Here is a 17,081-nt window from a genome sequence, read left to right as displayed (position 1 = left end):
CGAGAGCAATGAACCCAATTCGGACATGTGCTGCGACCATTTTTATTCGGTGGACGGTGCGTTGGGTGCCATGATCGAGCCGATCCGCTCGATCACGGGACGGGACTCGTGGAGAAGACGCCCGAGGTTGAGTCCCTTGTCCCCGAGCACGACCATCAGCGCCGTCCTGCTCACGGCGTAGACGGCCATGTAGCCGCTGCTGCCGAACACCACGGTCTGGTTGAGCTTGCCCAGGCCGATCACCTCCGCCGCCTGGCGTGCGATGCCGAGGTCGGCGGCGGCGAGTGCGGAGATGTGTGCGGGCTCGACGTTCTTCGCCACGTCGGTGAGAATGGGAATTCCGTCGGACGCGGCCAGCACCGTGTCGGTCACTCCGGCGACGTTTTCTCGAAGCTTCCGCAGTTCGGCGGCCAGGGCGTCGTAGTCCAATGCAGTTCCTTTCCGCTGGTCTGCCCTGTTTCTGTGCGGGGGCGCAACGAGGGCAGGCCCCAGTGTGAAAAACTGAAAGCGGTCGCCGGCGGGGCGATTTCCAGCAGTTCTTCACCGAGCATTCGGGAGATCTCGACGGTGACCGAGTGCAGGCTCCGTCCGGTCGCGAACGCCATGTCCCGCGCACTGCGTCTGCCGGTGGCGAGCGCGATGATCTCCCGTCGTTCCGCGGTGGACGGCTCGGCTCCAGGAGCGGCCACCACGCGGTCCAGGTAGGGCGACAACGGGACCGGCAGCGAGGCGACCACGTCCAGTCGCCCGGCCGTGTCCGACAGCAACACCTCCGGCGCGACACCGTCGGCCGAGGGCAGCAGGGGTTCGTCGGCGTTGTCCTCGACGACGCATCGTTCGACGTCACCGGCGGCGACGGCGAACGCGCCGTCCTGAATGGCGGTCATCGCGACGGCCTGGATCTCGTCGGGCCCGAGGTGCCCGCGAGCGACGAGCGCCGCTTGAAGCGACCCCGCCTCGACGCTCTCCACCAGCGCCGCGTTCCAGTCCTCCACGCTGACCCTGCCCGAGCTCAGCAGCAGCACCTCCACTCCGGGTGAGCCCGCGCTGTCCACCGCGACCACCGCGCCGTCACGCAGGTGGAACACTCCGCCCGCGTTGCCCATGACGCGCAATGCCCCGGTGAGCCGATCAATGTGGCATTGCGCCAGGGTGTGCGCGAGGACGTCGAATGCGGCTCGGTAGTCGCGTTTCAGAAGTCACTCCGGGTTAATTCGAGATTACTCGGCGGAATCCTGGCCTACTCATCACCCAAATGGGCACCTATGCTCATCTGAAGAGCGACCGCCGCTGTTACTTCTTACCCGCAGGAGTCGTACGGGCACGCCCGAAATCACACGATCGAGTGAAGCATTCCAGATCGTGTGGCAATGTCGCTGATGCATTTATTTTACGTCTATGGAAATTGTCAGTGCTCGGCAAGTTCTTCGCGCTTCCGGACGTCTTCCGTGCGCAGGATCTTGAACTTGCGGTCGTGGGCGCCGAGGACCTTCAGGAAGCCGGGGCTCGTCTCGAACACGTAGACCTCCTCGGCGTCGTTGATCCGCTCCTGGGGCACCCACGGCGTGCTGACGATGGCGGCGACCGCGAGCGCCGACCCGGCCAGCAGCCAGGCGAACCACTTGAGCAGCCACCGCGCGTTGCGAATGGCCAGCACCATGGCCGCGCCGATCACCACGGCCCCGAGCGCAAGCCACCAACGGTGGTACGTGAGCGTGTGGGACACCATCAGCGCGATGAGCACGATCAGCGTGAGAAGCGCCGTCGTGTTCGCACGCTCGGGGTCCTTGCGCGTGCGGAGGTAGAAGAAGAACGTCGCCGGCGTGACGATCATCAGCTTCAGCCCGGTTGTGGAGGCCTGTGCGGGAGGCCGGTCGCGGCCGAGCGTGCCCTATAGTGGCTGGTGTGCGGGGCGAAGGGCTAATACCGGAAGCCTCGAAATGTCGCGACCGACACAGCGTGACAGTCGCCGCCGGGCGGGCGGAGACACAAAACGCCTGTGGAGACCAGGTAAGACCGAGCAGTCGGGCACAGGTCGATGAAGCAGGAAGCCATCGGGGTGTCGTGTGAGCGGCACGGACGAGAATCCTCGCCGTTCACGGCGTGAAGCACGTCAACCTGTGCCCACATCCCGTACCTGTTCTTCAAGGAGTCACACCGTCGTGTCCGAGCGCACCCTGGTTCTCGTTAAGCCCGATGGCGTTGCCCGTGGTCTCGTTGGCGAGGTGATCGCCCGCATCGAGCGCAAGGGGCTGAAGCTCGCCGCCCTGGAGCTGCGCACCGCCGACCGCGCCACCGCTGAGCAGCACTACGCGGAGCACGACGGCAAGTCGTTCTACGGCGACCTCGTCGACTTCATCACCGGTGGGCCGTTGGTCGCCATCGTGGTGGAGGGTGTCCGGGCCATCCCGGCCTTCCGTCAGCTCGCCGGTGGGACCGACCCCGTCGAGAAGGCCACGCCCGGCACGATTCGTGGCGACTTCGGGACCGAGGTCCAGTACAACCTGGTGCACGGGTCGGACTCGGCCGAGTCCGCCGAGCGCGAGATCAAGATCTGGTTCCCGAACCTCTGAGGGTTCTGGCCGTTGGGGGGACGCCTGCGTTTGCGCGGGCGTCCCCCTCTTGCGTTGGGCGGGAACGCGTTGGTGGCACGACTCGTGACGAAACCACCCCACCCAAGACCGCACGGTGAGGACTGCTCGCCTTCGGCTCCGCGAGTGGACCGGGCTCAGGCCCCTCGTCGTGGGCTGGCGCCCAGGCCACCCGCCGCCGCGCCGTTCAGGGTGGTGCCCTCCGGGTAGCCGAGCGGCAGGTACATCCACACGTCGTCCCAGCGCTCGGTCCCCACGGCGATCGCGTTCGGCATGCGGCCGCATTCCTTGAAGCCCAAGGCTTCGTAGAGTTCGATGGCGCCGTGGTTGTTGCCTCGCACGCCGAGCATGACGATCTCGATGCCCTGGGCGCGGGCGTGTGCGATCAGGCCCTCCACCACCAGCTTGCCGAGGCCCAGACCACGGGCTGAGGGGTGGGCCATGATCTGCTGGATTTCTGCGCGGTGCTGGAAGACGGCGGTGGTGCCTCGGCGCCACAGGCCCACGGCTCGTACTACGCCGTCCACTGTCGCTGTCGCGAAGGCGGCGTTGTTGTCGCGGACCTGCTTCAGGACGGTGTCCAGCCAGGTCGAGATGCGTTCGCGGGTCGGGGGCTCGTGGTAGCCGACCGCCCCGCCTGCCGCTACTACGTCGTGCACGACTGCGTGGATCTCGGTGCGGAGGGTGTCGTCGGCTTCCGAGAGCCACTGCAGGTTCGTCGTGGGCATGGGGCGATCGTAATTGCGTCGAGAATTGTCAGACCTGTTCGTTAACGTCGGGCGGGTGGACAACCTCGTTGAGGCCAAGGCTCTGACCAAGCACTTCGGGTCGTTCGAGGCCGTGCGCGGCATCGACGTCGAGGTGCGCAGAGGTGAGGCGTTCGGGTTTCTCGGGCCCAACGGGGCGGGGAAGTCGTCGACCATGCGGATGATCTCGTGCGTCTCCGGGCGGACCGGGGGCGAGCTCGAGGTGCTGGGCATGGATCCGGCCACCCAGGGGCCGCGGATTCGGGCTCGGCTCGGGGTGGTGCCGCAGCTCGACAACCTCGATACCGAGCTGACGGTTCGGCAGAACCTGCAGACCTACGGGCGGTACTTCGGGATGTCGCGGCAGAAGTGCCGGGAGAAGGCCGAGGAGTTGCTGGAGTTCGCGCAGCTCGCCGACCGGGCCGATCACGAGGTCGAGCCGCTCAGCGGCGGGATGAAGAGAAGGCTCACGATCGCGCGGTCGCTGGTCAACGATCCGGAGTTGCTGCTGCTCGACGAGCCGACCACCGGGTTGGACCCGCAGGCGCGGCATCTGTTGTGGGACAGGCTGTTCCGGCTGAAGCAGGACGGTGTCACGCTCATCGTCACCACCCATTACATGGACGAGGCCGAGCAGCTGTGCGACCGGCTCGTGGTGATGGACGGCGGGCGGATCGCGGCGGAGGGGTCGCCCAGCGAGCTGATCACCAGGTACTCCACTAGGGAGGTGCTGGAGCTGCGGTTCCAGCCCGGTGCGGAGAAGCCGGATCTCGAACGGTTCGCGGAACGGGTCGAGGTGCTGCCGGATCGGTTGCTGCTCTACACGCAGGACGGGGAGGCGACCCTCCAAAGAGTCCACGAGCACGGGGTCGCGCCAGTGCAGAGTCTCGTGCGGCGCAGTTCGCTGGAGGACGTGTTCCTGCGGCTCACCGGCCGGACGCTGGTGGACTGATGCAGACGCTCAGGGCCTCCTGGTTCGGCTTCGAGAAGCACTGGACGTGGTACCGGCGCAACTGGCGGGCCACGGTCGTGTCGAGCTTCCTGACGCCCGTGTTGTTCCTGCTCGCGCTCGGGCTCGGGTTCGGGTCGCAGGTGCAGTCGACGGCGTTGATCGGCGGGGTGCCGTATCTGGAGTACCTCGCGCCCGCGCTGGTCGTCGTCACGGCGTTGCAAGGGGCCACGTTCGAGTCGACGTACGCGATCATGTCGGCGTTCCTGTGGCAGAAGTCGTACGTCGGAATGGTGGCCACGCCGATCACGCCCGCGCAGGTGCTCTACGGGCAGATGTTGTGGATCGGCTCGCAGATGTTCGTGCGGTCCGCGGTGTTCGTGGGGATCGCGGTGGTTCTCGGCGCGGCGGCCGGGCCTGGGATCCTCGTGTCGATCCTGGTCGCGACGCTGGCGGCGCTGGCGTTCAGCGCGCCGTTGGTCGCCTACAGCGCGACGTTGGACAAGCCGGACGGCTTCACCACCATCTTCCGGTTCGTGATGATGCCGATGACGTTGTTCACCGGGGCGTTCTTCCCGGTCAGCCAGCTGCCGGACTGGTTGTTGCCGCTGGTGTGGCTGACGCCCGCGTGGCACGGCATCGAGCTCGCCAGAGGCACGACGTTCGGCACGATGGACCTCTTACCGGGGTTGGGGCACCTCGCGTACCTGACGGCGCTGACGGCCGCGGGCATCGCGCTCGGCGTGAAGTTCTTCCACCGGAGGCTGGCGGTATGACGCAGACCCTCGATCGCGAGAAGGCCGTGCCCGCCAGCGTGGGGCTGTTGTGGCGCGTGATTCCGCCGGGGCTCTACGGCGGCAAGGCGAGCATGCTCGTCGAACGGGCCGCGCTCGTGAACCGGCGTGCTTGGTTCGTGCTGGTCGGCGGGGCGTTCGAACCCGTGTTGTTCCTGTGGTCGCTGGGGCTCGGGTTCGGGCAGATGGTGACGGCGGTGGCCGGGCCGGACGGGCGGCCGATCAGCTACGCGGCGTTCGTGGCGCCCGCGCTGCTGGCGGCGAGCGCGATGAACGGGGCCGTGTACGACGCGACGTTCAACGTGTTCTTCAAGTTCAAGTACGTGAAGCTCTACGACGCGATGCTCACGACGCCGATGGGGCCGATGGACATCGCGATCGGCGAGATCGCCTGGGCGCTGATCAGGGGCGGGCTGTACTCGGCCGGGTTCCTGGTCGTCATGCTCGGGATGGGGCTGATCTTCTCGCCCTGGGCGCTGCTGGCGTTGCCGGCGGCGCTGCTGGTGGCGTTCGCGTTCGCCGCGGTGGGCATGGCGGCGACGACGTTCATGCGGTCGTGGCAGGACTTCGATCTCGTGCAACTCGCGGTGCTGCCGCTGTTCCTGTTCTCGACGACGTTCTACCCGCTGTCGGTCTACCCGGGCTGGCTGCAGACCGTGGTGACGTGGACGCCGCTCTACCACGCGATCGAGCTGATGCGGGGCCTCACGCTGGGCGTTGTCGGCTGGGGCATGCTCGGCCACGTCGCGTACTTCGCGGTGCTGGCGGCCGCCGGAACGGTGGTGGCGGCGCGCCGATTGGGCAAGTTGTTGCTGGACTGAGGCGCGATTCGGCCAGCCACGTGAGGGCCGTTACTCTGGTCGTGTGAGTGTCGAGTCGGTTTTCCCCAGGTTGGAGCCACTGCTGCCGCGGATCTCGAAGCCGGTGCAGTACGTCGGCGGGGAGCTCAACGCGACCGTCAAGGACTGGGACGCGGCGTCCGTGCGCTGGGCTTTGATGTACCCCGACGCGTACGAGGTCGGGCTGCCCAACCAGGGCGTCATGATCCTTTACGAGATCCTCAACGAACTGCCGGACGTGCTCGCCGAGCGCACGTACGCCGTGTGGCCGGACCTCGAGAAGCTCATGCGTGAGCACGACGTCCCGCAGTTCACGGTGGACGGCCACCGCCCGGTGAAGGCGTTCGACCTGATGGGCATCAGCTTCGCGACGGAGCTGGGCTACACGAACATGCTGACGGCGCTGGACCTCGCCGGCATCCCGCTGCACGCGAAGGACCGCACCGAGGACGACCCGATCGTGGTCGCCGGCGGGCACGCGGCGTTCAACCCCGAACCGATCTCCGAGTTCGTGGACGCGGCGGTGCTGGGCGACGGCGAAGAGGCCGTCCTGGAGATCACCGAGATCGTCAGGGCGTGGAAGGCCGAGGGCAGCCCCGGCGGCCGTGACGAGGTGCTGACCAGGCTCGCCGAGACCGGCGGCGTGTACATCCCGCGGTTCTACGACGTGGAGTACCTGCCGGACGGCCGCATCCAGCGCGTCGTGCCGAACCGCGACCGGGTCCCGTTCCGCGTCTTCAAGCGCACCACGATGGACCTCGACGCGTGGCCGTACCCGAAGCAGCCGCTGGTGCCGCTCGCCGAGAGCGTCCACGAGCGGATGAGCGTCGAGATCTTCCGCGGCTGCACCCGCGGCTGCCGCTTCTGCCAGGCCGGCATGATCACCCGTCCGGTGCGCGAGCGGTCCATCGAGGGCATCGGCGCCATGGTCCAGAAGGGACTGGCGGCGACCGGCTTCGAAGAGGTCGGGCTGCTGTCCCTGTCCAGTGCCGACCACAGCGAGATCGCCGAGATCACCAAGGGCCTCGCGGACCGCTACGAGGGCACGAACACGGGCCTGAGCCTGCCGAGCACCCGCGTCGACGCGTTCAACATCGATCTCGCGAACGAGTTGTCCCGCAACGGAAGGCGCTCGGGCCTGACCTTCGCGCCCGAGGGCGGCAGCGAGCGGATGCGGCGCGTCATCAACAAGATGGTGTCCGAAGAGGACCTCATCCGGACGGTGTCGGCCGCGTTCTCCAACGGCTGGCGGCAGGTGAAGCTCTACTTCATGTGCGGCCTCCCGACCGAGGAGGACGAGGACGTCCTGCAGATCGCGGAGATGGCGAAGAACGTCATCCGCGCGGGCCGGCAGGCCAGCGGCCGCAACGACGTCCGCTGCACCATCTCGATCGGCGGGTTCGTGCCCAAGCCGCACACGCCGTTCCAGTGGGCCCCGCAGTGCGACCCGGACGTGGTCGACGACCGTCTCCGCAAGCTCCGCGAGGCCGTCAACTCCGACCGCAGCCTCGGCCGCAACATCGGCATGCGCTACCACGACGGCAAGCCGAGCCTCATCGAAGGCCTGCTCAGCCGCGGTGACCGCCGCATCGGCAAGGTCATCGAGGCCGTGTGGCGCGACGGTGGCCGGTTCGACGGCTGGAGCGAGCACTTCTCCTACGACCGCTGGACCGCGAAGGCGTCGGAACAGCTGGAGCCGCTCGGCGTCGACCTCGCCTGGTTCACCACCCGCGAGCGCGAGGAACTGGAGGTCCTGCCCTGGGACCACCTCGACTCGGGCCTCGACAAGGAATGGCTCTGGGCCGACTGGCAGGACGCGCTCGACGAGCGCGAGCAGGACGACTGCCGCTGGACCCCGTGCTTCGACTGCGGTGTCTGCCCGGCGATGGGCACGGACATCGAGGTCGGCCCGACGGGCCGCAAGCTGCTGCCGATCTCCCCGGTCGGCGTCGGCTCGCCGGTGAAGAACCCGTCGCTCACGCCGTAGCTCAACCGCACGCGGGGACCTTTCGTTCGGTACAAGCGAACGAAAGGTCCCCGCGTGCGTTCGTTGTAGCGGGTGGCTACTTCGTGACTGCGGCCAGCGCGTCCACGAGTCCGTGGCCGTAGAACGAGTTGTACTCCGAGTACCCGGTGCAGAACGCGTCCTGCACACCCGTCCCGTTCAGGTCGTAGTCGCCGGGACAGGCCAGCGTCTCCGCCTGCGCGTTCAGCATGCGTCCCAGCGACACCGCGTCGGTCTCCGGATGCGTCGACGCGATCAGCGCCGCCACCCCCGTCGCGTGCGGAGTCGCCATCGAGGTGCCGCACGAGTAGTCGTAGCCGGACGGCACGGTCGACAGCACGCAGCCCGTCGGGGTGCGCGGATCGCCACCCGGCGCCGTCACGTCGATCGCGCCCAGCCCGTACGAGCTGTACCCGGCCTTGGTCTTGGTCGACTCGACCGCCGACACGCCCACCACGTTCTTGAGCTGCGCCGGAAGCACCACGCACGTCGAGTCCACCGGCCGCGTCTGCGCCTCGCCGTTCGTCGGCGACATCGAGTCGCGGCCCGGCCGGGACAGGTCCGCGCCGGCGTTTCCAGCGGCGGCGACCGTCAGCACGTTGCGCGAGGTCGCGTAGTCCACGGCACGTCGCACGGCCTCGTAGATGACGCGCTGACCGGGCTCGCTCTGGCAGGTGAACAGGTACGGGTCGATGAAGTAGCTGTTGTTGGTGATCGTCATGTTCTGTGAGGCGGCCCACATGAAGCCGCACACCGCGTACTCGGGGTAGATGAACCCGTCGTCGTCCACGACCTTCACGGACGCGATGCGCACGCCCGGTGCGACGCCCGTGGTGCCGCGGCCGTCGTCCGCCGCGGCGATGGTGCCGGCGACGTGCGTGCCGTGGGCGGAGGTCGTCGGGATCCAGGCGGACGGTGACGTGTCGGGCTTGCCGGTCAGGCATCCCGCGGACAGCTCGGGGGCCAGCGCGTCCACCAGATCGGGGTGGCGGGCGTCGACGCCGGAGTCCAGGACGCCCACGACGACGGACTTGGAACCCGTCGTGATCTCGTGCGCGGCCGGCGCCTTGATGAGATCCATGTCCCATTGTTCGGCCGAGCGCACGCCAGAGGGCCGGAACAGCTCCGTGTCGTCCTTCTTCCGCTTCACCGACCGCTTGGCGATGCTCTCGCCCTGGGCGCTGTACGCGCGCTCCGGGCCGATCAGCCTGAGGAAACCCGGGTCGGGCGAAGTGGCCACCGCGACCGAGATCTGCGGGTAGTAGACGGTGGTCAGGCCGCACGCCTCGGTGATCTCCGCGTTCGCCGCCTCAGCGGGCGTGGACTGCGGAAACACCACCAGGTAGCGCAGCAGCGGACCGGGCTGGATGCAGGACGGGGCCTCGGGTGCGGGGTCCGGTTCCGCGCCGGCGGGCAGGGACGCCGCCAGACACCCGGCGACGAGCAGTGCGGTCATTGCCGCCGCTCGAGCGCGGTGGGGCAGAGGCACCAGGGACCTCCAGTCGGCAGGGCGTCCAGTCAGCCGGACCGTAGCCACGCGCAACGATCTAGACAAGCTGAACGTTCTGAATCAGGTTCACGGTACCGTCCTACTGGACGAACAGCCTGCGCCGATGGGACCGCTCACCCGTCGGAACACCAAGGGGAGCACCGCTGAGCCGCAACCTGCCCAACAACCCGTCGGCCGTCGCCGTGCAGAAACTGCGCCTTCGCTACACCAAGCGGGGGAGGCTGCGTTTCACTTCGCACCGCGACATCGCTCGCACGTTCGAACGTGCGCTGCGCAGGGCAGGCGTACCCATGGCGTACTCGCAGGGGTTCAGCCCTCACCCGAAGGTGTCGTGGGTCGGCGCCGCGCCGACCGGTGTCGCCAGCGAGGCCGAGTACGTCGAGGTGTCGGTGGTCGAGGAACTCGACCCGGAGGCGCTCAGGATCGCGCTCGACGAGGCGTTGCCACCCGGCATCGACGTCGTCGACATCGTCCAGGCGCGCGGTGGCAACCTCACCGAGCGCATCGACGCGAGCGAATGGCGGATCGAGCTCGACGGTGTCGAGCCCGATGAGCTCGCGAAGGCGGTGAGCGTCTTCCTCGCGGAGGAGTCCGTCGAGGTCGAGCGGCTCACCAAGAACGGCACGAAGATGCTCGACGTGCGGCCCGCCGTCGTGTCAGCGCTGGTCGAACCACGTTCGAGCGACGCCGGACACGATGACACCGCTTTGTCACGACCGTGTGGGATACTCATGACGGTTGTACGGCAGGTAACGCCTACCGTGCGACCCGACGACGTGCTGAATGCGCTTCGCGTCGTGGCCGATCTCGTGCCGCCGGTACCTGCGAGAGCAACCCGGATGGCCCAGGGAAGGCTCGACGGCGAGGGCAGGCTGGTGGACCCGCTCCAGCAGGACAGAGAGTCCTGACGAGCGCTGACGGTGTCAGTTCGGTTCGGACCAACCTTGTGATGCGCATACAGGAGGAGCGGCGCTGACAGCGGCGTCGTCGTGGGACCTGCGCAAGCGTGCGCCCAGTGAGGCGCCACGCCGCTGCGCGCGAGGCAAGGATTCCCGCCGCGAGCAGCGGCGGAGAGAGACCAAGAGAGGCCCCTGCGCGGCCGCGTCCTCACGGGACGCGCCCGGGGGTGGAGGAGCTGCATGTCGAACAAGGACAAGCCTGCCGGTGTCACCGGCGGGCAGGGCGTGGTTGCCGCACGCCCTGAACTGGCGGACCTGCCGGACAAGTTGCGGGTCCACGCACTGGCCAAACTGCTGGACGTCAGCAGCAAGGACGTGATGACGGCGCTGGCCGACCTCGGTGAGGTCCCCAAAAGCGCGCAGTCGAGCGTCAGCCGCGACGTCGCGCTGAAGGTCGCCGAAACGCTCGTCGACTGGGACGACGTGGTCACCGGTGAGGTCACCGAGGACTACGAGGCGCCCGCGATCCCGGCGTTCGAGGCACCGGCGCTCGCGCCGATCTTCGCCGCGCCGAGCGCGGTGTTCCTGCCGCCCCAGCCGATCGAACGGCCGAAGGCCCCGCCCTCGCCGTTCGTCGTCGAGGAGGAGCCGGTCGCCGAGGAGAAGTCCGTCGGCGAGATCGCCGCGGACGAGCTCGAGGCAGCCGAAGCCGCCGAGGCCGACGCCGAGGTGGACGGTGACGACGAGGCGGACAGCCGTCGCCGGCGCCGCCGTGGCCGTCGTGGCCGGGGCCGCGGCAAGGGCACGGACGCCGAGGGCGGCGAGGAGACCGACGAGGCTTCGGCCGAGGACGCCTCCGAGCCCGCCGAGAGCGATGACGCCGCCGAGGCCGAGGACGAGGGTGACGAGAGCTCGACCCGTCGCCGCCGTCGCCGCCGTCGCCGCAAGACCGGCGCGGAGGACGAGGTCACGTCCGAGGACGACCCGCCGAACACGGTCGTGCACGTCCGCGAGACGCGGGACGCGCGCGACGACAAGGCCGACTCCGAGGCCGCGCAGAGCGAGGTGCGCAGCATCCGCGGCTCGACGCGCCTGGAGGCCAAGCGCCAGCGCCGTCGTGACGGTCGCGAGGCCGGCCGCCGCCGCGCTCCGGTGCTGACCGAGGCCGAGTTCCTGGCCCGGCGCGAGGCCGTGGCCCGCACGATGGTCGTCCGCGAGCGCGGCGACCGCACCCAGATCGGCGTGCTGGAAGACGGCGTGCTGGTCGAGCACTTCGTCACGTCGTCGGGCTCCGGCTCGATCGTGGGCAACGTCTACCTCGGCCGCGTGCAGAACGTGCTGCCGAGCATGGAAGCCGCGTTCATCGACATCGGCCGCGGCCGCAACGCCGTGCTCTACGCCGGTGAGGTCGACTGGGACGCCGCCGGTCTCGAGGGCAAGTCCCGCAAGATCGAACAGGCCCTGTCCAGCGGCGACAGCGTGCTCGTCCAGGTCACCAAGGACCCGGTCGGCCACAAGGGCGCCCGCCTCACCACGCAGATCAGCCTTCCCGGCCGCTTCCTCGTCTACGTGCCCGGCGGCGGTGCCACGGGCATCAGCCGCAAGCTGCCGGACAACGAGCGCAAGCGCCTCAAGGACATCCTCAAGCGCGTCGTCCCCGAAGACGCCGGTGTGATCATCCGCACCGCCTCCGAAGGCATCGCCGAGGAGGAGCTGGGCCGCGACGTCACCCGTCTGCAGGCTCAGTGGAAGGTCATCAAGGAGAAGTCCGCCAGCACCTCCACCAAGGCGCCGACGCTTCTGTACGAAGAGCCGGACCTGCTGGTGAAGGTCGTCCGCGACCTGTTCACCGAGGACTTCGCCCAGCTCGTCGTCCAGGGCGACGAGGCGTGGGAGGTCATCGACTCGTACGTCCGCCACGTGGCGCCGGACCTGCAGGACCGCCTGAAGAAGCACGTCGGCAACAACGACGCGTTCGTCGAGTACCGCATCGACGAGCAGCTGATGAAGGCGCTCGACCGCAAGGTCTGGCTGCCCTCGGGTGGCTACCTGATCATCGACCGCACCGAGGCGATGACGGTCATCGACGTCAACACCGGCAAGTTCACCGGTTCCGGCGGCAATCTCGAAGAGACCGTCACGCGCAACAACCTGGAGTCGGCGGAGGAGATCGTCCGCCAGCTCCGGCTGCGCGACATCGGCGGCATCATCGTCATCGACTTCATCGACATGGTCCTGGAGTCGAACCGCGACCTGGTGCTGCGCCGCCTGACCGAGTGCCTCGGCCGCGACCGCACGCGTCACCAGGTCGCCGAGGTCACCTCGCTGGGTCTCGTGCAGATGACGCGCAAGCGGGTCGGCACCGGCCTGCTCGAGGCGTTCAGCCAGACCTGTGAGCACTGCCGCGGCCGTGGCGTCGTCGTGTCCACCGAGCCCGTGCACTCGCACGGTGGTGGCAACGGTGGCGGCCAGCAACAGCAGCAGCCGCAGCAGCAGAGCGGTGGCCGCAAGTCGCGCCGCAACAAGGGTGGCGGCGAGCAGGCGGCCGAGACCACCGAGGTCGTCGAGGCGTCCGTCGAGGCGCCGGAGGCCCCGGTCGAGCCCGAGATCGTCGAGCCCGGCGAGCCCGAGGACACCTCCGAGGACGTGGTCGCGGCCGACCAGGAGCACGAGGCCCACGGCCGTCGTCGCCGTCGTCGCCGTGGCCGCGACAAGGAGCCGCAGGCCGTGGTCGACGCGGTCGTGGTCGAGGAGCAGGCGCTCAACGGTCACGTGCCGCACGAGGTCGCGGAGGACCCGGCGCCCGTCGAACTCGAGCCCGTCGTCACCGACGCCGAGCCCGAGGTGATCGAGGAGACGGCCGACGAGCTCGTCGAACCGGTCGCCGAAGAGGCGCCGGTCGAGGTCGCGAGGCCGCTCGTGACGGGACGCATCGGGTCGCAGCGGCCGTTGCCGGTGTTCGAGCCCGAGCAGGAGCTCGTGGAGGCCTCGGAGCCGGTCTCCGCGCCCGAGCCCGTCGCCGCGGCCCCGGTGGCCGCTGTGGAGCCCCCCGCGGCACGTCCGCGGCGTCGTGCGGCCAAGCGCGCCGCCGGTGCCCCCGCCGCGGAGGCGCCCGCACCGATCGTCGTCGAGGTGCCCAAGCAGCCCGAGGTCCAGATGCCCGCACCGGTGGTCACCACCACCCGCAGGCGCCGCGCCGTGTCGCGGCCCGCGGGACCGCCGGTCCAGGAGGACTGACGCGAATGAAGTGAGAACCGGGGTCGCCTGCGGGCGGCCCCGGTTTTCGCTTGTGAGGGACCGCACAGCCTGCGGGAACGCGATCAGGGCACCCCAGTTTGCTCCGGCAGTACCCACTCCCGTAACCTTGTGGACGGCCCGCCATCCGACGGGTCCTGTCGTGTGCCCCCTCTGCTGTTTTCCTTCGCAGACGGGTTGGCGCATGGCCCGTCACCATCGAGTAGCAGGAGACTTCCGTCCTGATGTACGCGATCGTCAAGACCGGCGGCAAGCAGTACAAGGTCGCTGTCGGCGACATCGTCGAGGTCGAGAAGCTCGAGGGCGAGCCGGGCACCGAAATCTCCCTCCAGGCGCTGCTCGTGGTCGACGGCACCGACGTCACCGCAGACGCGGCGTCCCTGGAGAAGTTCTCGGTGACCGGCAAGCTGGTCGAGCACACCAAGGGCCCGAAGATTCGCATCCACAAGTTCAAGAACAAGACCGGTTACCACAAGCGACAGGGTCACAGGCAGAAGCTGACCCGCGTCGAGGTCACCGGCATCACCGGTAAGTGAGGACCTGACTTCTCATGGCACACAAAAAGGGTGCGTCCAGTTCCCGCAACGGCCGTGACTCCAACGCCCAGTACCTGGGTGTGAAGCGGTTCGGCGGTCAGGTCGTCAAGGCCGGCGAGATCCTGATCCGCCAGCGCGGCACCAAGTTCCACCCCGGCGTCGGCGTCGGCATCGGCAAGGACGACACGTTGTTCGCCCTGCTGCCCGGTGCGGTGGAGTTCGGTTCGAAGCGCGGTCGCAAGACCGTCAACATCGTTCCGGTCGCGGTCTGAGGACCGTTTCCGCAACGTAGTCATACCTCTGCGAGGGGCGGGACCGGTCAACCGGCTCCCGCCCCTCGTTGTTTGTCCAAAGTCTTTTGAGAGGAAGTATTTCCGTGGCCCGCTTCGTAGACCGGGTGGTGATCCACGCTGCCGCCGGCAACGGGGGCAACGGGTGTGCTTCAGTGCACCGCGAGAAGTTCAAGCCCCTCGGCGGCCCGGACGGCGGCAACGGGGGCCGTGGCGGCGACGTCATCCTCGTCGTCGACTCGCAGGTGCACACCCTGCTGGACTTCCACTTCCACCCGCACGCCTCCGCCACGAGCGGCAAGTCCGGCGCCGGCGCGAACCGCGACGGTGCGAACGGTGAGGACCTGGTCCTGCGCGTCCCGGACGGCACCGTCGTGCTGACCGAGTCCGGCGAGGTCGTCGCGGACCTCGTGGGCGAGGGCACCCAGCTCATCGCCGCCAGTGGTGGCCGTGGTGGCCTCGGCAACGCCTCGCTCGCGTCCAGGGCCCGCAAGGCCCCCGGTTTCGCGCTGCTCGGTGAGCCGGGCGAGACGCGCGACCTGGTGCTGGAGCTCAAGTCCGTCGCGGACGTCGGCCTGCTCGGCTTCCCGTCGGCCGGCAAGTCGTCGCTGATCTCGGTGCTGTCCGCGGCCAAGCCGAAGATCGCCGACTACCCGTTCACGACGCTGGTCCCGAACCTCGGCGTGATCACCGCGGGCGAGACCATCTTCACGATGGCGGACGTCCCCGGCCTGATCCCCGGTGCGTCGCAGGGCAAGGGCCTCGGCCTCGATTTCCTGCGCCACATCGAGCGCACCGCCGTTCTCGCGCACGTCGTCGACTGCGCGACGTACGAGCCGGGCCGCGACCCCATCGCGGACATCGACGCGCTCGAGAAGGAACTCGCGGAGTACACCCCGTCGCTCGGCGGCAACTTCGAGGACCGTCCGCGCGTGGTCATCCTCAACAAGGTCGACATCCCGGACGCCCAGGACCTCGCCGACATCGTCCGTCCCGAGATCGAGGCCCGTGGCCTGCCGGTCTTCGAGGTGTCGGCGGTGACCCGCCAGGGCCTGCGCGAGCTGACGTTCAAGCTGGCCGAGGTCGTACGCGAGTACCGCGCCGCCCAGCCGAAGAAGGAATCGACCCGAATCGTCCTGCGGCCGACCGCCGTCGACGACCAGGGCTTCACCGTGATCGAGGACCCCTCGGTCGAGGGTGGCTTCATCGTCAAGGGCGAACGCCCCGAGCGCTGGATCCGCCAGACCGACTTCTCCAACGACGAAGCCGTCGGTTACCTCGCGGACCGCCTCAACAGGCTGGGTGTCGAGGAAAAGCTCGTGAAGATGGGTGCTGTTCCCGGTTGTCAGGTCACCATCGGCGACCTGATCTTCGACTGGGAACCGACCACCCCGGCCGGCATCGCGATGACGATGACCGGACGTGGCACGGACATCCGTCTCGAGAACAACGACCGCATCGGCGCGCACGAGCGCAAGGCCCTGAAGAAGGCCCGCCGCGCGCCCGGTGACTACGGTGATGTCAGCGAGGAGTAAACCCGTGACGGCCCCCGCGGTCTCACAAGCTCGAACCGCGGTCGCTTCGGCGAACCGCATCGTGGTCAAGGTCGGCTCTTCTTCTTTGACCACAGCGGAAGGTGGCCTCGATCCGGCGCGTCTCGACGCGCTGGTCGACGCCCTCGCCGCCCGTGCCGCCTCAGGTAGCCAGGTCGTGCTCGTGTCCTCGGGCGCGATCGCCGCGGGCCTGGCGCCGTTGAAGCTGTCCCGCCGCCCGCGCGACCTCGCCACCCAGCAGGCCGCCGCGAGCGTGGGGCAGCTGACTCTCGCGCACGCCTACGCGAACTCGTTCGGCCGCTACTCGTTGACCGTCGGCCAGGTTCTGCTGACCGCTGACGACGTGGTGCGCCGCGCCCACTACCGCAACGCCCAGCGCACGTTCTCGCGTCTGCTGGCTCTCGGGGCGGTCCCGGTCGTGAACGAGAACGACACCGTTGCCACCGAAGAGATCCGCTTCGGCGACAACGACCGTCTCGCGGCTCTGGTCGCTCACCTCGTCGGCGCCGACGCGTTGTTCCTGCTGTCGGACGTGGACGCTCTCTACTCGGGCGACCCGCGCAAGCCGGGAGCCGTCCGCATCTCCGAGGTCGCGTCAGCGTCCGATGTGGACGGTGTGCAGGCCGGAACGGTTGGCGCGTCCGGCCTCGGCACCGGCGGCATGGCCTCCAAGCTCGCCGCGGCTCGCCTCGCCTCGTCGGCGGGCATCCCGGTGCTGCTGACCGGTTCCGCCGAGGCCGGTCGTGCGCTGACCACCGCCGACGTCGGCACCGCGTTCGCCGCCACGGGTTCGCGCCTCACCGCACGCCGTTTCTGGCTCGGCTACGCCACCGACGCCAACGGCCGCCTGCACCTCGACGACGGCGCGGTCGCCGCGGTCGTGGGCAGGCGCCGTTCGCTGCTGGCGGCCGGAATCACCGGTGTGGACGGCGACTTCGAGGCAGGCGACGTCGTGGAACTGGTCAGCCTGGCCGGCGAGGTCGTGGCCCGCGGCGTGGCGGCCTACGACGCGGCGGAGCTGCCGTCGTTGATCGGCCGCAAGACCCACGACCTGCCGGAGGAACAGCGCCGCGAGGTCGTGCACGCGGACGACTTGGTGCCACTGCATCGCTAG

The 17,081-nt window shown here is 68.8% G+C and carries 16 protein-coding genes; 11 read left to right on the top strand and 5 right to left on the bottom strand.

The annotated features are described in order from the left end of the window. Window positions 1-42 precede the first annotated feature (42 nt). The 3 genes from ACIRG5_RS37765 to ACIRG5_RS37755 form a co-directional block, all read right to left on the bottom strand. Window positions 43-372 (bottom strand): roadblock/LC7 domain-containing protein, encoded by a 330-nt coding sequence (locus tag ACIRG5_RS37765; RefSeq protein ID WP_319981688.1) that lies wholly within the window; start codon window positions 370-372, stop codon window positions 43-45. Next, entirely contained in the window at window positions 369-1,106 is a 738-nt protein-coding gene (locus tag ACIRG5_RS37760) for a hypothetical protein (RefSeq protein ID WP_402914081.1), read from the bottom strand. Before ACIRG5_RS37760 ends, ACIRG5_RS37765 begins: the two co-directional genes overlap by 4 nt. Before the next feature lie 302 nt (window positions 1,107-1,408). After that, on the bottom strand, window positions 1,409-1,834 hold the full coding sequence (locus tag ACIRG5_RS37755) for a hypothetical protein (RefSeq protein ID WP_402914079.1): 426 nt from the start codon (window positions 1,832-1,834) through the stop codon (window positions 1,409-1,411). 328 nt (window positions 1,835-2,162) lie between these two features. Between ACIRG5_RS37755 and ndk the strand changes: the two genes are divergently transcribed. Further along, complete coding sequence (ndk, locus tag ACIRG5_RS37750) at window positions 2,163-2,573, top strand: nucleoside-diphosphate kinase (RefSeq protein ID WP_330270318.1); 411 nt, start codon at window positions 2,163-2,165, stop codon at window positions 2,571-2,573. Between the two features lie 155 nt (window positions 2,574-2,728). On the opposite strand, the gene ACIRG5_RS37745 is transcribed toward ndk, so the two are convergent. Next, window positions 2,729-3,319, bottom strand: coding sequence for a GNAT family N-acetyltransferase (locus tag ACIRG5_RS37745; RefSeq protein WP_402914076.1), 591 nt, complete (start codon window positions 3,317-3,319; stop codon window positions 2,729-2,731). A gap of 55 nt (window positions 3,320-3,374) precedes the next feature. Here ACIRG5_RS37745 and ACIRG5_RS37740 point away from each other — a divergent pair, with 55 nt between their 5' ends. Genes ACIRG5_RS37740 through ACIRG5_RS37725 form a run of 4 tightly spaced genes read left to right on the top strand, consistent with a single transcriptional unit; the run spans window position 3,375 to window position 7,906 of the window. After that, window positions 3,375-4,289: an ABC transporter ATP-binding protein gene (locus tag ACIRG5_RS37740; protein WP_402914073.1), complete on the top strand. Its 915-nt coding sequence runs from the start codon at window positions 3,375-3,377 to the stop codon at window positions 4,287-4,289. Next, on the top strand, window positions 4,289-5,062 hold the full coding sequence (locus ACIRG5_RS37735; RefSeq protein ID WP_402914070.1) for an ABC transporter permease: 774 nt from the start codon (window positions 4,289-4,291) through the stop codon (window positions 5,060-5,062). The genes ACIRG5_RS37740 and ACIRG5_RS37735 overlap by 1 nt, the downstream gene beginning before the upstream one ends. Then, the gene (locus ACIRG5_RS37730) at window positions 5,059-5,901 is read left to right on the top strand and encodes an ABC transporter permease (protein ID WP_402914067.1); all 843 of its coding nucleotides are present in this window, start codon (window positions 5,059-5,061) and stop codon (window positions 5,899-5,901) included. The genes ACIRG5_RS37735 and ACIRG5_RS37730 overlap by 4 nt, the downstream gene beginning before the upstream one ends. A gap of 43 nt (window positions 5,902-5,944) precedes the next feature. Beyond that, window positions 5,945-7,906, top strand: a complete 1,962-nt coding sequence (locus ACIRG5_RS37725) for a TIGR03960 family B12-binding radical SAM protein (RefSeq protein WP_402914064.1) — start codon at window positions 5,945-5,947, stop codon at window positions 7,904-7,906. Window positions 7,907-7,982: 76 nt separating this feature from the next. Here ACIRG5_RS37725 and ACIRG5_RS37720 read toward each other — a convergent pair whose 3' ends face one another. Continuing rightward, window positions 7,983-9,380 (bottom strand): S8 family peptidase, encoded by a 1,398-nt coding sequence (locus ACIRG5_RS37720; RefSeq protein WP_402914062.1) that lies wholly within the window; start codon window positions 9,378-9,380, stop codon window positions 7,983-7,985. 236 nt (window positions 9,381-9,616) lie between these two features. Here ACIRG5_RS37720 and ACIRG5_RS37715 point away from each other — a divergent pair, with 236 nt between their 5' ends. The 6 genes from ACIRG5_RS37715 (at window position 9,617) to proB (ending at window position 17,081) form a co-directional block, all read left to right on the top strand. Further along, window positions 9,617-10,342 carry a TIGR03936 family radical SAM-associated protein gene (locus ACIRG5_RS37715; protein ID WP_319981678.1) on the top strand — a complete coding sequence of 242 codons (726 nt, stop codon included), beginning with the start codon at window positions 9,617-9,619 and terminating at the stop codon, window positions 10,340-10,342. 231 nt (window positions 10,343-10,573) lie between these two features. After that, window positions 10,574-13,570: a translation initiation factor IF-2 N-terminal domain-containing protein gene (locus ACIRG5_RS37710; RefSeq protein ID WP_402914060.1), complete on the top strand. Its 2,997-nt coding sequence runs from the start codon at window positions 10,574-10,576 to the stop codon at window positions 13,568-13,570. A 242-nt stretch (window positions 13,571-13,812) separates the two neighbouring features. Beyond that, window positions 13,813-14,124: a 50S ribosomal protein L21 gene (gene rplU / locus ACIRG5_RS37705; protein WP_319981676.1), complete on the top strand. Its 312-nt coding sequence runs from the start codon at window positions 13,813-13,815 to the stop codon at window positions 14,122-14,124. A 14-nt stretch (window positions 14,125-14,138) separates the two neighbouring features. Continuing rightward, window positions 14,139-14,396 carry a 50S ribosomal protein L27 gene (gene rpmA, locus ACIRG5_RS37700; protein WP_319981675.1) on the top strand — a complete coding sequence of 86 codons (258 nt, stop codon included), beginning with the start codon at window positions 14,139-14,141 and terminating at the stop codon, window positions 14,394-14,396. 104 nt (window positions 14,397-14,500) lie between these two features. Further along, on the top strand, window positions 14,501-15,949 hold the full coding sequence (gene obgE, locus ACIRG5_RS37695) for a GTPase ObgE (protein ID WP_319981674.1): 1,449 nt from the start codon (window positions 14,501-14,503) through the stop codon (window positions 15,947-15,949). A 4-nt stretch (window positions 15,950-15,953) separates the two neighbouring features. Continuing rightward, window positions 15,954-17,081 carry a glutamate 5-kinase gene (gene proB, locus ACIRG5_RS37690; protein ID WP_402914055.1) on the top strand — a complete coding sequence of 376 codons (1,128 nt, stop codon included), beginning with the start codon at window positions 15,954-15,956 and terminating at the stop codon, window positions 17,079-17,081.

This window comes from Lentzea sp. NPDC102401 (genome assembly GCF_044765805.1).
GTDB classification, from domain to species: Bacteria; Actinomycetota; Actinomycetes; order Mycobacteriales; family Pseudonocardiaceae; genus Lentzea; species Lentzea sokolovensis.
Note: the sequence above shows the minus strand (reverse complement) of the source record. Positions and strands in the feature narration are given on the sequence as shown.

Bases quoted from the DNA above. Each gene is read 5' to 3' on its own strand.
- ACIRG5_RS37760 (WP_402914081.1), bottom strand. From the start codon at position 1,106: ATGGGCAACGCGGGCGGAGTGTTCCACCTGCGTGACGGCGCGGTGGTC.
- ACIRG5_RS37755 (WP_402914079.1), bottom strand. From the start codon at position 1,834: ATGATCGTCACGCCGGCGACGTTCTTCTTCTACCTCCGCACGCGCAAG.
- ACIRG5_RS37745 (WP_402914076.1), bottom strand. From the start codon at position 3,319: ATGCCCACGACGAACCTGCAGTGGCTCTCGGAAGCCGACGACACCCTC.
- ACIRG5_RS37735 (WP_402914070.1), top strand. From the start codon at position 4,289: ATGCAGACGCTCAGGGCCTCCTGGTTCGGCTTCGAGAAGCACTGGACG.
- ACIRG5_RS37730 (WP_402914067.1), top strand. From the start codon at position 5,059: ATGACGCAGACCCTCGATCGCGAGAAGGCCGTGCCCGCCAGCGTGGGG.
- ACIRG5_RS37720 (WP_402914062.1), bottom strand. From the start codon at position 9,380: ATGACCGCACTGCTCGTCGCCGGGTGTCTGGCGGCGTCCCTGCCCGCC.
- ACIRG5_RS37710 (WP_402914060.1), top strand. From the start codon at position 10,574: ATGTCGAACAAGGACAAGCCTGCCGGTGTCACCGGCGGGCAGGGCGTG.
- rplU (WP_319981676.1), top strand. From the start codon at position 13,813: ATGTACGCGATCGTCAAGACCGGCGGCAAGCAGTACAAGGTCGCTGTC.
- rpmA (WP_319981675.1), top strand. From the start codon at position 14,139: ATGGCACACAAAAAGGGTGCGTCCAGTTCCCGCAACGGCCGTGACTCC.